11 protein-coding genes are annotated in these 13409 nt (G+C 60.4%); 2 read left to right on the plus strand and 9 right to left on the minus strand.

The features are described 5' to 3' along the window. Window positions 1-115: 115 nt before the first annotated feature. From QMX97_RS28985 to QMX97_RS29005, 5 genes are all read right to left on the minus strand, one after another. Complete coding sequence (locus QMX97_RS28985; protein WP_007916729.1) at window positions 116-850, minus strand: amino acid ABC transporter ATP-binding protein; 735 nt, start codon at window positions 848-850, stop codon at window positions 116-118. Beyond that, window positions 847-1518, minus strand: a complete 672-nt coding sequence (locus tag QMX97_RS28990) for an ABC transporter permease subunit (RefSeq protein ID WP_065906795.1) — start codon at window positions 1516-1518, stop codon at window positions 847-849. The genes QMX97_RS28985 and QMX97_RS28990 overlap by 4 nt, the downstream gene beginning before the upstream one ends. Then, the gene (locus QMX97_RS28995) at window positions 1518-2264 is read right to left on the minus strand and encodes an amino acid ABC transporter permease (protein ID WP_106805023.1); all 747 of its coding nucleotides are present in this window, start codon (window positions 2262-2264) and stop codon (window positions 1518-1520) included. Before QMX97_RS28995 ends, QMX97_RS28990 begins: the two co-directional genes overlap by 1 nt. 193 nt (window positions 2265-2457) lie before the next feature. Beyond that, the gene (locus QMX97_RS29000; protein WP_065906791.1) at window positions 2458-3384 is read right to left on the minus strand and encodes a glutamate/aspartate ABC transporter substrate-binding protein; all 927 of its coding nucleotides are present in this window, start codon (window positions 3382-3384) and stop codon (window positions 2458-2460) included. 380 nt (window positions 3385-3764) lie between these two features. Next, complete coding sequence (locus tag QMX97_RS29005) at window positions 3765-6083, minus strand: TonB-dependent siderophore receptor (RefSeq protein WP_282398039.1); 2319 nt, start codon at window positions 6081-6083, stop codon at window positions 3765-3767. 125 nt (window positions 6084-6208) lie between these two features. Here QMX97_RS29005 and QMX97_RS29010 point away from each other — a divergent pair, with 125 nt between their 5' ends. Further along, window positions 6209-6922, plus strand: coding sequence for a tetratricopeptide repeat protein (locus QMX97_RS29010; RefSeq protein WP_282398040.1), 714 nt, complete (start codon window positions 6209-6211; stop codon window positions 6920-6922). Between the two features lie 48 nt (window positions 6923-6970). On the opposite strand, the gene glpD is transcribed toward QMX97_RS29010, so the two are convergent. The 4 genes from glpD to QMX97_RS29030 form a co-directional block, all read right to left on the minus strand. Next, window positions 6971-8506: a glycerol-3-phosphate dehydrogenase gene (glpD, locus tag QMX97_RS29015; RefSeq protein WP_282398041.1), complete on the minus strand. Its 1536-nt coding sequence runs from the start codon at window positions 8504-8506 to the stop codon at window positions 6971-6973. A 515-nt stretch (window positions 8507-9021) separates the two neighbouring features. Further along, window positions 9022-9777, minus strand: a complete 756-nt coding sequence (locus QMX97_RS29020) for a DeoR/GlpR family transcriptional regulator (RefSeq protein ID WP_010212755.1) — start codon at window positions 9775-9777, stop codon at window positions 9022-9024. Between the two features lie 95 nt (window positions 9778-9872). After that, the gene (gene glpK / locus QMX97_RS29025; protein WP_282398042.1) at window positions 9873-11378 is read right to left on the minus strand and encodes a glycerol kinase GlpK; all 1506 of its coding nucleotides are present in this window, start codon (window positions 11376-11378) and stop codon (window positions 9873-9875) included. 76 nt (window positions 11379-11454) lie between these two features. Beyond that, window positions 11455-12309 carry an MIP/aquaporin family protein gene (locus QMX97_RS29030; RefSeq protein WP_065906780.1) on the minus strand — a complete coding sequence of 285 codons (855 nt, stop codon included), beginning with the start codon at window positions 12307-12309 and terminating at the stop codon, window positions 11455-11457. A 326-nt stretch (window positions 12310-12635) separates the two neighbouring features. On the opposite strand from QMX97_RS29030, the gene ybaK reads away from it, so the two are divergent. Then, window positions 12636-13106, plus strand: coding sequence for a Cys-tRNA(Pro) deacylase (gene ybaK, locus QMX97_RS29035; protein ID WP_065906777.1), 471 nt, complete (start codon window positions 12636-12638; stop codon window positions 13104-13106). Window positions 13107-13409: the final 303 nt, after the last annotated feature.

Below are 13409 nucleotides of genomic sequence, written 5' to 3' on the forward strand. Positions count from 1 at the left end.
GGCTTGCTCGCGAATGCGATCTGTCAGCAGATGCTTCAGTGACTGAAAGACCGCATTCGCGAGCAAGCCCGCTCCCACAATAGATCCGGTTTCTACAGTGGAAGCGCTGTAATGCTTAGTGCTGCAGGATTTTCTCAAGGAAGTGCTGCGCGCGTTCGGAGCGGGCGCTGATGTCGCCGAAGAACTCTTCTTTCGGGCAGTCTTCGATGATCTTGCCGGCGTCCATGAAGATCACGCGGTCGGCCACTTTGCGGGCGAAGCCCATTTCGTGGGTCACGCACATCATGGTCATGCCTTCGTGGGCCAGTTGCACCATTACGTCGAGCACTTCGTTGACCATTTCCGGGTCCAGTGCCGAGGTCGGTTCGTCGAACAGCATGACGATCGGGTCCATGGCCAGGGCGCGGGCAATCGCTACACGTTGCTGCTGGCCGCCGGAAAGCTGGCCAGGGTGCTTGTGGGCGTGTGCCGACAGGCCGACGCGCTCGAGCAATTGCAGGCCTTTCTTGGTCGCTTCTTCCTTGCTGCGGCCCAGCACCTTGATCTGCGCGATGGTCAGGTTTTCGGTGATGGTCAGGTGCGGGAACAGTTCGAAGTGCTGGAACACCATGCCCACGCGCGAACGCAGTTTTGGCAGGTTGGTCTTCGGGTCGGCGATGGAGGTGCCGTCGACCACGATGTCGCCCTTCTGGAACGGTTCCAGCGCGTTGACGCACTTGATCAGGGTGGATTTGCCCGAGCCCGACGGCCCGCACACCACGATCACTTCGCCTTTTTTAACCTCGGTGCTGCAATCGGTCAGCACCTGGAAGTCGCCATACCACTTGTTGATGTTCTTGATAGAGATCATACGGCAAACCTTTTTTGCAGACGCTTGACCAGCAGCGAGGCGGAAAAGCTGATGATGAAGTAGACGACACCGGCGAAGATCAGGAACTCATTGGAGCGGCCAATGATGTCGCCGTTGGAACGGGCGGAGTTGAGGAAGTCCACCAGGCCCACGGTGTAGACCAGCGAGGTGTCCTGGAACAGGATGATCGACTGCTGCAGCAGCAGCGGGGTCATCTTGCGGAACGCCTGGGGCAGGATGATCAGGCGCATGGTCTGGCCATAGCTCATGCCCATTGCCTGTGCTGCCGCCATCTGGCCCTTGGGGATCGACTGCACGCCGGCCCGCACGATCTCACAGAAGTACGCGGCTTCGAACATCATGAAGGCCACGACACAGGAGGTGAATGCGCCGATCGGGGTGTCTTCGCCGGTGATCCAGCGCAGCACGAACGGCACCGCCAGGTAGAACCAGGTGATCACCAGCAGCAGCGGGATCGAACGGAAGTAGTTCACATAGGCGCCGGCCAGGCGCGACAGCAGTTTGCTGGACGACAGGCGCATCAGCGCGAGGATCGTACCCAGGACGATGCCGCCGACCACGCCCATGACCATCAGCTGCAGGGTCATGACCATGCCGTTCCACAGGCCCGGGATGGCGGGGATGATGCCGCTGAAATCGAAGTCCATTATTTACCCCCCACGGAGATCAGGCCGGGCACCGCGACTTTCTTCTCGACCAGGCGCATGAGCAGCATCAGGCTCATGTTCAGGGTGAAGTAGATCAGCGTGGCCAGGGTGAAGGCTTCAAACAGGTTGGCCGAGAACTCGGCGGTCTGTTTGGTTTGCGCCAGCAGTTCCATCAAGCCGATCAAGGACGCCACGGAGGAGTTCTTGAACACGTTGAGGAATTCCGAGGTAAGCGGCGGAATAATGATGCGGTAGGCCTGGGGCAGCAGCACGTTCCAGTAAATCTGCGGCAGCTTGAAGCCCATGGCGCGCGCGGCAGATTCCTGGCCACGTGGCAGCGCCTGGATGCCGGTGCGCACTTGCTCGCACACCCGGGCGGCGGTGAACAGGCCCAGGCACACGACAACGCTCAGGTAGGCCGAGGTGGTCGGGTTCAGGTCTTGTTTGTACCAGTCTTGCAGGTTCTGCGGCAGCAGGTCGGGTATCAGGAAATACCAGATGAACAGCTGGACCAGCAGCGGTACGTTACGAAACAGTTCCACGTAGCAGGTCGCGATGCCCGATACGATGCGGTTTGGCACGGTGCGCATGACCCCCAGAACGGAGCCCAGCAACAAGGCGATAATCCATGCCACGACAGCGATGGCGATGGTCCAGCCCAGGCCGGCGATGTACCAGTCGAGATAAGTCTCGCTGCCAACGCCAGTGGACTTGAAGAACACGCCCCAGTCCCAGTTGTAATTCATTAGGGTCTCCCCTCGAGATCGATCGATGTACAAGCACCCGCTTGGGGAAGATCCTTTCCCACCTGACGTTGAACGCCAGGCACACACGATCGGCTCGAAAACCGCCAGGTCGAGTGTTCCAAAGTAAAGCCAGCAGGTAGTAACAGACGCCTGAGGGAGGTTTGCTCCCTCAGGAGATAAGGTTAGTCAGAAATCAGATTTTTACGTCAGGCGCTGGCTTGTCGCTTGGGTTAGCGATCAGATCCTTAACCTTGTCGCTCATCGGGAAGTTCAGGTTCAGGCCTTTTGGTGGAATCGGGCTCTCGAACCACTTGCTGTAGATCTTGTTGATTTCGCCGGATTTGTACAGGCCGGTGATGGCGTCATCGACAGCCTTCTTGAACGCTGGATCGTCTTTACGAACCATGCACGCGTAGGCTTCAAACGACTGTGGAGTACCGGTGATGACCCAGTCATCCGGCTTCTTGGCCTTGGCTTCTTCGCCGGCCAGCAGGGCGTCGTCCATCATGAAGGCAACGGCGCGGCCGCTTTCCAGCATCTGGAAGGACTCGCCGTGGTCCTTGGCGGAGATGACGTTCATGCCCATCTGCTTGTCGGCGTTCATCGCCTTGATGATGCGCTCGGACGTGGTGCCGGCGGTGGTCACGACGTTTTTGCCTTTCAGGTCGGCAAAGTCGCTGTAGGACGGCTTGCCATCCTTGTCTTTCTTGACCAGCAGGCGGGTGCCGATTTCGAAGATGTTGACGGTGAAGTCGACTTGCTGGGCGCGTTCGGCGTTATTGGTGGTGGAGCCGCACTCGATATCCGCGGTGCCGTTCTGGATCAGCGGGATACGGGTTTGCGAGGTGACCAGGTTGTACTTGGTCTTCAGGTCGGGTTTGTTCAGGTCTTTTTTCAGGGCTTCAACGATGGCCAGCTGAATGTCGTGGGAGTAGCCCACTGGTTTGCCCGAACCATCCGCGATGTAGGAAAACGGAATGGAGCTGTCGCGGTGAGCGAGAGTGATGGTGCCGGAGTCGTTGATTTTCTTCAGTGTGCCGGTGAGTTCGGCGGCAAAAACTGGAGTGCTGATCAGAGCAGCAGCGATAGCTGCGCCCAAGATATGGGGAACGATGCGCATCAATACTTCCTCGACATTTGTTTTTTTTATGAAGCCGGCTAAACGGCTCTCTTGTACAGCGAATGCCCGTGACGGCTCCTAAGGCGTCCCAGGTAATCGTCAGGAAGTGTAGAGCATGAGTCGTGCCATACCCGAATTAAAAGTCTAAGCGGCTGATTTATAAGCGTATTAACTTTGTGTGACGATGTATTTTCAAGGCTTTGGTCCGGCAAACCGAATGGTTGGGGGTATGTCGTTCGGAAAACCGAATGCCAGCGGGTCAGTATTTTCTGTAGGAACGAGCACGCCTGCGAGGGCATCGACGGGGCTTATTGATCTGCCCGGTGTCTGCATCGCAGGCGCGCCAGCCCTCACAGGGCTATCGACGGCAGGTTTTGCTGTCAGAAGGTGTAGTCGGCCGAGACCACCGCCGCCCGCCCATCGCCAGGCACCGCCCAACCGTTGTTGCGGATGCGGGTCAGGTACTCCTTGTCGAACAGGTTGTTGACGTTCAACTGCAGGTTGAGCTGCTTGTTGACCTTGTAACCGAGCATCGCACGCTGCACCGCATAGCCAGGCGCAGTCGGTGCCCCGGCGGCGCTGACCAGGTACTGCTTGGTCTGCGCCGTGATGCCGTAACCCACCTGGAAGTCGTATGGCAGGTCGTACACCGTCCAGAGGCTGGCCGCATGTTTGGGGGTGAAGGTCAGCGGTTCACCTTTCTGCACATCGATACCGGTGGTTGCCAGGGTGTAGTCGCTGGCGCTGCGCAGTACACGGGTGTTGAGGTAGGTGTAGTTGGCGAAGACCTTCCAGCGATCCGTCAGCGCGCCGCTCAGGCCGAGCGCCACGCCATCGGCACGCGCTTTGCCGTCAAGGGTTTGCGTACCACTCAGGTTGCTCGGGTCGTTATCGGCGACTTTGTAGTTGGTGCGGTCATTGCGAAAGATCGCGCCGGTGACCGACAAGGCATTGTCGAGGAAGTCCCATTTGGTGCCGATTTCATAACTGACCGCGGTTTCCGGGGCGACGTTGCAGTTGTTGGTGGCCGTGCTGGAAGTCTTGGCCGGGGTGTAGCAGCCACCGTTGACGCTGGCTTGCGACGGCGTCTTGCTGTTGCCATAGGCGACATAGAAGCTGCCGTTTTCCACCGGCTTGTAGACCAGCGCCAGGCGGTAGGACGTCAGGTCGTCTGCCTGGCCGTAGCGCACGCCGGGCGTTTCCACGCCGGTGCTGGAATAGGCGTTGCTCACCGAACTGCCGGCGTTGTGCTCGTAACGCAGGCCGCCATTGATTTCCCATTGCGGGTTGAGCTTGAGCGTATCGAAGGCATAGGCGGCGCGGTTGTTCAGTGCTCCGTCGACGTGGGCCGCGCGGGTGAAGTTGACCGGGCCGGTCCAGTCGGAGTTCGGATCGCTGTAGCTGACCGGCGGCGGCACGATCGTGCTGCCGTTGTTGTTCGTCAGCCACTTGCCGGTATCGGCCTGGTATTCCTCGCGGCTGATGGCGATGCCGGTCACCAGCGTGTGGTCGATGAAGCCGGTGCTGAAGTGGCTGGTCACGTCAGTCTGGTTGGTGAACATTTTGTTCTGGGTGTTGCGCTCGTTACCCAATGAGCCACCGGCTGGCTGGAAAAAGCCCGGGCTCAGGCCTGCGGGGCAGGGGGCACCGGTAATCTGGGTGCCGCTGGCCAGGCAACCGGCCTGCGCACCTTCGGGGCCGGAAGCGCGCAGCTCCTGGCGTACGCGCTCGACGCGGGTGAAGTTGCGGACCGACACGGCATCGTTGAAGTCATGTTCGAGCTTGAGGCTGAACGCGTCCGAGGTGATGTTCTGGTCGTTGATGTTGTGGTAACCGTAATAGTCGCTCCAGCCCACGCCCGGCATCGGCTTGCCGTTGTAGATGGGGATGCCGTATTGCGGCGTGTTGTCATCTTTCTGATGTTCATAACTGACGGTCACGCGCGTCGGCGTGCCCAGGCCGAAGGCGATCGAGGGGGCGATGCCCCAACGCGAGTAATCTTCATAATCGCGGCCCGGCACGTCGTTACCATGGGCCATCAGGTTCAAGCGGAATGCCGTGGTGTCGTTGAGTGTCTGGTTGCTGTCCAGGGTGAGGCGCTTATAGCTGTCTGTGCCGATGCCGGCGCTGATCGTGGTTTTGTCGCGCAGTTCCGGGGCCTTGGTGACCAGGTTGATGGTGCCGCCGACAGCGCCCGAACCCGAGTACACCGAGCTGGCGCCGCTGACGACTTCGACCTGCTCCAGGTTGAACGGGTCGGTGCGGCTGTATTGCGCACTGTCGCGCACGCCGTCCACGTAGATATCGCCGCTGGCGGAAAAGCCGCGCAGGTTGATGCTGTCGCCATAGCCGCTGCCGCCTTCACCGGCACCGAATGTGATGCCCGGCACGGTGCTGAGCACGTCGCGCAGGGTCAGCAGGTTTTGATCGTGAATGACTTCCTTGGGCACCACCGTGATGGTCTGCGGCGTGTCGCGCAGCGCTTCGGTGTACTTGGGTGAAGACGGTGCCACCGGGTTGTAGGCACTTTGCGCCTGGCCTTCGATGCTGGTCGCGCCGAGCTGGATCGGCCCGGTGTTGTCGTCTGGTGCGGCATCCCCCGCATAACTGAAGCCTCCCTGCGCAGCCACTGCCAAACCCACTGCCGATGCGAGCAAATGCCGCGTGGAGAGGGGAGCGGAACGGGTGCCGGTCGTCATTGAATGGTCTCTTGTTAGTAGGATTGAGAGGTGGTCGTGTTTGATAACCAATCTCAAATGTAATAGATTGTTACGTAATGTTTCATGAAAGTTTTGTAAGTTTTATCCACCGTGGGGAGACGCAAATGCACAGCACCGAGCCTTCTGATTTGGCCGGTAACCCCCGGGCCTACGCACGGTGGGTGATGCACGCCGCACAATTGGGGGATGCCGACGCGCAGGCCACCTTGGGCCAGTTGCTGCTGGAGGGGCGTGGCATCCAACTGGACCCGGCCTTGGCGCTGAGTTGGTTTCGGATCGCTGCGCGCCAGGGGCATCCGATGGCAATCAATATGATCGGCCGTTGCCTGGAGCATGGCTGGGGCGACGCGATCAACCTGGAACAGGCCGCACGGCATTACCGGCAGGCGGCCGATCTGGGCCTGGATTGGGGGCTGTACAACTTCGGTCAGTTGCTGACCCGTGGCCGCGGCGTCGAGCAAGACCTCGCCGCGGCGTTCCAATTGTTCCAGCAGGCGGCTGCCCAAGGGCACGCCAAGTCGATGAACCTGCTCGGGCGTTTCCACCATGAGGGCGTCGTGGTACCCAGGGATGTGCCGCTGGCACGCCAGTGGTACCGGCGCGCGGCCGAGGCCGGTGATTTCCGTGGGCAATACAACCACGCGGCGGAGTTGGCAGAAGCCGGCGACGAGGCGCAGGCCTGTGTCTGGCTTGAGCGCGCGCTGGTGGGCGCCACGCCGGGCTTCCTGCTGGCGGCTTACCCGGTGCTGCTCGGGTCGGCCTTGCCCGGTGTACGGGACATGGGGCTGCGTTATCAGCGCCAGGCCCTCGAGGCATGAAAAAGCCCCTGGACCTTACGGCACAGGGGCTTTTTTACGACCGGTTGATCAGGCCGCTTCGATCTTGCGGTTCTGCTCGACCTTGGACAGGTAACGTTGCACGTTGTCCTGTTCCTGAGCGGTGGTGAACAGGCCCAGCTTGGTGCGACGCCACAGCACGTCCTCAGGTTGGGTCACCCATTCTTCAGCGCACAGATAATCCACTTCGCGGGTGTACAGGCCGCCACCCAGGTGGTCACCAAGGTCGGCCAGCGATTGCACGCCTTCGAGCAAGCGCCAGGTCCGGCTGCCATAAGTGGTGGACCAGCGGCGCGCGATCTCGCTTGGCACCCAGTCGAACTTCGCGCGAATGGCCTCGGCCAGAGCTTCCGGCGTGGTCATGTGCTCGCCGCCGGGCAGGCTCGCGGTGGCGGTCCAGCTCGGGCGCATCTGCGTGAAGTACGGCGCCAATTGTGCCATCGCCGACTCCGCAAGTTTGCGGTAGGTGGTCAGCTTGCCACCGAACACCGACAGGATCGGTGCTTCGCCCGCGCCGCCGGACAGCGACAGGGTGTAGTCACGGGTGATCGCCGACGGATTATCCGACTCGTCGTTGCACAGCGGGCGCACACCGGAGTAGGTGTGGACGATGTCGTCGCGGCTCAGTTGCTTCTTGAAGTGCGCGTTGACCACCTTGAGCATGTAGTCGGTTTCGCCTTCGGTGATCGCCACTTTCGCCGGATCGCCGGTGTATTCGCGGTCGGTGGTGCCGATGATGGTCAGGTGATTCAGGTACGGAATGGTGAAGACAATGCGCTGGTCTTCGTTCTGCAGGATGTGCGCGTGGGCGCCTTCATACAGTTTCGGCACGATCAAGTGGCTGCCCTGGATCAGGCGGATGCCGTAGGGCGAGTCCAGCTTCAAGTCTTCCTTGATGAACTTGGCAACCCACGGGCCGGCCGCGTTCACCAGGGCGCGGGCGCGGATCGAGAACAGGCTGCCGTCGGCGCGCTCCATGTTCATTTCCCACATGCCGTTGCTGCGGTGCGCGCTGACGCAGCGCGTCTGGGTGTGGATATGCGCGCCTTTTTCACGCGCGGCCATGGCGTTGAGCACCACCAGGCGGGCGTCGTCGACCCAGCAGTCGGAATATTCGAAGCCTTTGGTGATTTCGCTTTTCAGCGGGCTGTCGGCGCCGAACTTGAGGCTTTTGGAACCGGCCAGCTTCTCGCGCTTGCCCAGGTGGTCATAGAGGAACAGGCCCGCGCGGATCATCCAGGCCGGACGCAGGTGCGGTCGGTGCGGCAGGACAAAACGCATTTGCTTGACGATGTGCGGGGCCTTGGCCAGCAGCACTTCACGTTCGGCCAGCGCTTCGCGCACTAGGCGGAATTCGTAATGTTCGAGGTAGCGCAGGCCGCCGTGGATCAGCTTGCTGCTGGCGGAGGAGGTGTGGCTGGCGAGGTCGTCCTTTTCGCAAAGGAATACCGACAAACCGCGCCCGGCTGCGTCTGCTGCAATGCCGACGCCATTGATCCCGCCGCCGATCACGGCGACGTCATAGACTTCGGCAAGCGGTGCAGCAGGCAAGGTAGAAGGGTTCATCGGCTGGCCTCGCGATCTTTTCGTATTGGAATTCGAACATTAATGTTCATTTGCGAAAATGGTAGCTGATAAACGCGCGCACAGCCACCCGACTTCGATTGAAAAAACTCATCGAAGGGCGGGAAAAGGAAAATTTGCGAACATAAACCTGTGGAAGCCCGGTTTGCAGGCGATGGCGATCTCAAGGGCGCTATCGCCGGCAAGCCGGGCTCCTACAGGTGATCGCATTTCGCCAGGAATTACGCAGTCAAATGTGGGAGCGGGCTTGCCCGCGAAGACGATCTCAAGGGCGCTATCGCCGGCAAGCCGGGCTCCCACAGGTTGATCGCATTTCGCCAGGAATTACGCATTCAAATGTGGGAGCGGGCTTGCCCGCGAAGACGATCTCGAGAGCGCTATCGCCGGCAAGCCGGGCTCCCACAGGTTGATCGCATTTCGCCAGGAATTACGCAGTCAAATGTGGGAGCGGGCTTGCCCGCGAAGGCGTCGGTGCAGGCGCCACAGAGATCGAAGGGTCACACGACTTCGAGGCGAACCTTATGCTGATTCAACAGCTGCACCAGCGCGGGCACCGGCTGCTGGTCGGTTACCAGGCAGTCCACCAGGCTGATCGGCCCCAGCCGAATCATGGCATTGCGCCCGAATTTGCTTGAGTCCGCCGCCAGGATCACTTGGCGCGCATTGGCGATGATCGCCTGGGAAACCCGTACTTCCTGATAGTCGAAGTCGAGCAGGCTGCCGTCTTCGTCGATGCCGCTGATACCCACCAGGGCAAAGTCGACCTTGAACTGGTTGATGAAATCCACACTGGCCTGGCCTACCACACCGCCGTCACGGCGCACGTTGCCGCCGGTCAACAGCACGTCGAAGTCGTCCTTGGCGCTGAGCATGGTGGCGACGTTGAGGTTGTTGGTGATGATTTTCAGGTGATTGTGGTTGAGTAACGCGCGGGCGATGGATTCGGTGGTGGTGCCGATATTGATGAACAGCGAGGCATGATCGGGGATTTGCGCCGCGATGGCTTCGCCGATGCGCTGTTTCTCGTCGCGCATCTGGTCGGCACGCATGGCGTACGCGGTGTTTTCGACGCTGGAGTCATAGGCTGCGCCGCCATGGTAGCGGCGCAACAGATTGGCGTCCGCCAGCTGGTTGATATCGCGGCGGATGGTTTGCGGGGTGACAACGAACAGCTGCGCCATTTCCTCGATACTGACGTAGCCGCGTTCGCGGACCAGTTCGAGGATTTGTTGCTGGCGGGGAGGCAGATTCATGGGGCGTCCTTTGGGCTGCCATACAAAAGTGGCCCATGATGACGCAGGAATCCGCTCCCTGCCAGTTACAACCCTATCGCCGTCCGGCGCTTGGCTTATTCAGCGCCTTCGTGGGGTTCCCAGTCGCGGGTGCGGCTGACTGCTTTCTGCCAGCCGGCATACAGCTTCTCTTTGGCGACTTCGTCCAGTTGCGGTTCGAATTCGCGCTCGATCACGGCCTTGCCGCGCAGTTCGTCAAGGCTGCCCCAGAACCCGCAGGCCAGGCCGGCCAGATACGCCGCGCCAAGCGCCGTGGTCTCGCGCATTTGCGGGCGCTCGACCTGGGTGCCGAGGATGTCGGCCTGGAACTGCATCAGGAAGTTGTTGGCGACCGCGCCGCCGTCCACGCGCAGGGCCTTGAGGCGTTCGCCGGAGTCTTGCTGCATGGCGTCCAGTACGTCGCGGGTCTGGTAGGCAATCGACTCCAGGGCTGCACGAATAATGTGATCCACGCGTACGCCGCGGGTCAGGCCGAACAGCGCGCCACGGGCATACGGGTCCCAGTACGGAGCGCCCAGGCCAGTGAACGCCGGGACCAGGTACACGCCGTTGCTGTCTTTGACCTTGCCGGCGAAGTATTCGGTGTCGGTGGCGTCGGCGATGATCTTCAGCTCATCACGCAGCCATTGCACGGTGGAGCCACCGTTGAACACCGCGCCTTCGAGGGCGTAAGCCACTTCGCCACGCGGGCCGCAGGCGATGGTGGTGAGCATGCCGTGCTTGGACTTCACCGCCTTGTCGCCGGTGTTCATCAGCAGGAAGCAGCCGGTGCCATAGGTATTCTTGGCCTGCCCGGCTTCGACGCACATCTGGCCGAACAACGCAGCCTGCTGGTCACCGGCGATACCACCGATGGCGATGCCGCTTTTGGTGCGGCCGTAGATTTCCGAGGAGGATTTCACTTGCGGCAGCATTTCGCGCGGCACGTCGAGAATCTCCAGCATCTTCGCATCCCACTCCAGGGTGTGGATGTTGAAAAGCATGGTGCGCGAGGCGTTGGTGTAGTCGGTGACGTGGGTTTTGCCGCCGGTAAATTTCCAGATCAGCCAGCTGTCGATGGTGCCGAACAGCAGTTCGCCGTTGCGCGCCCGCTCGCGGCTGCCTTCGACGTTGTCGAGGATCCACTTGAGCTTGGTGCCGGAGAAGTACGGGTCGGTCACCAGGCCAGTGGTGTCATTGATGTATTGCTCGTGGCCGTCGCGCTTGAGCTGCTGGCAGATCTCGGTGCTGCGGCGGCACTGCCAGACGATGGCGTTGTAAATCGGCCGGCCGGTGATCTTGTCCCACACCACGGTGGTTTCACGCTGGTTGGTGATACCGATGGCGGCGACCTGGTCATGGTGCAGGCCGGCTTGTGCCAGGGCCTCGACCATCACCGCGCTCTGGGTGGCGAAAATTTCCATCGGGTCGTGTTCGACCCAGCCGGCTTGCGGGTAATGCTGAGTGAATTCACGCTGGGCGGTGCAGACCACGTTGGCGTCACGGTCGAAGATGATCGCGCGCGAACTGGTGGTGCCCTGATCAAGGGCAATGATGTAGTTCTTATTCTCGATATCGGTCATGTCAATTGCCTTGGACGAAATAAGGAAGTCAGAAATCAGCCTGGACCGCGAAGGGCAGGGGCCCAGGCTGGCGCTTTCAGGAAATACGGGTCTTGCCGTTGACAGCCGTGTCAGGTGTTTCAGCTATAGCAGGTGCGGCGCTCGGCAGATGACGGGCAATCAGCCCGCGATAGGCCGCAGCACCGAGGCATGCGCCGACAATCGGCGCGAAAATCGGAACCAGGAAGTAAGGAATATCACGGCCACCGGTAAAGGCCATTTCACCCCAGCCGGCGAAAAAGGTCATCAGCTTGGGCCCGAAATCCCGCGCCGGGTTCATCGCAAAGCCGGTCAGCGGGCCCATGGCGCTGCCAATCACGGCAATCAGCAAGCCGATGAGCAGCGGTGCCAGCGGGCCGCGTGGCAGGCCGTTGTTGTCATCGGTGAGGGCCATGATCACGCCCATCAGGATCGCGGTAATGACCACTTCCACCAGGAACGCTTGGGCAGTGCTCAGCAGCGCATGGGGGTAGGTGGAGAACACCGAGGCCAATTCCAGGCTGGCTTGTGAGCCGCGCACCATGTGGTGGGTTTGTTCGTAATCGAAAAACAGATTGCTGTAGAGGGTGTACACCAGGGCTGCCGAGCAGAAGGCGCCGGCGATCTGGGCCAGGATGTAGAAGGGCAGTTTACGTTTTTCGAAATCGGCGAAGATGCACAGGGCGATACTGACCGCCGGGTTGAGGTGGGCCCCGGAAATACCGGCGCTCAGGTAGATCGCCATGCTGACGCCGACCCCCCAGATGATGCTGATTTCCCACAAGCCAAAGCTGGCACCCGCGACCTTGAGCGCAGCGACACATCCCGTACCGAAGAAGATCAGCAGCGCAGTCCCCAGGAACTCGGCCATGCATTGGCTCGAAAGTGAAGGCTGTTGAAGAGCAGTTGTCATGGAAAACCTCAATTGTTGTTCTTGTCTGGCGTTTGACCTCAACGGGTCATGCGCGATTTTCACCGTGGTGGGGATCCCCATCTCCGCCACGGCTTACTGCTCGAAACACGTAGGTGTATTGCTACAGTATTCGGAAACGAAAAAATATAGACAAGAATCACGGCTGTCAAAGGTCGAAAGTGAACGGTCGGTCACTTTCCAACTATTGGTCTGGTGAATGATCATGAGGCGCCCTCTGAAGCGATAGGTCACGAGCGCGCGCACTAGAGCGTTTCGCACGGGCTTGGCTTAGAATTGGTGCTCTGTCTGCCACGCCCGGAGAGGTCATGACACCTGCATTGGATTTGTTGAAAAAAGTTCGTGCCGAACATCGCATCCACAGTTATGAGCACGATCCGAAGTCCGCCTCCTATGGCCTGGAGGCCGCGGAAAAATTGGGCTTGGACCCGGCGCAGGTGTTCAAGACCTTGCTCGCCAGCAGTGAGAAGGGCGAACTGTTGGTCGCGGTGGTGCCGGTCGTCGGAAGTCTGGATTTGAAAGCGCTCGCCCAGGCGGCGGGGGTCAAGAAAGCCGAAATGGCCGACCCGGCTGCGGCGCAACGCTCCACCGGTTATTTGCTCGGCGGTATCAGCCCGCTGGGCCAGAAAAAGCGCCTGCGCACCTTTATCGATATGACGGCGCAGCAATTTGCGACGATTCACGTGAGTGCAGGGAGAAGGGGATTGGAGGTCGAACTGCCCGCAGCGGTGCTGGCCGAACACACCCAGGCCAAGTTCGCGCCGATAGGCCGGGCCTGATCTCAGGCCGGTGCAGATCCAATGTGGGAGCGGGCTTACTCGCGAAAGCGGTGTGACAGTCAGAGATGCAGTGACTGATGTAGCGCATTCGCGAGCAAGCCCGCTCCCACATTTCGATAGGGTTTTGTCAGTTCGTTGGGCTGTAAGGGCGCATGCTGCGTTCGGAGGGATTTGTCGAACACACCCAAGCCAAGTTCGCGCTAATAGGCCGGGCCTGATCTCAGGCCAATGCAGATCCAATGTGGGAGCGGGCTTGCTCGCGAAAGCGGTGTGACAGTCAGAGATGCAGTGATTGATCAAGCG

The sequence above is a fragment of the Pseudomonas sp. PS01298 genome (assembly GCF_029959745.1).
Classification (GTDB): Bacteria; Pseudomonadota; Gammaproteobacteria; order Pseudomonadales; family Pseudomonadaceae; genus Aquipseudomonas; species Aquipseudomonas aylmerensis.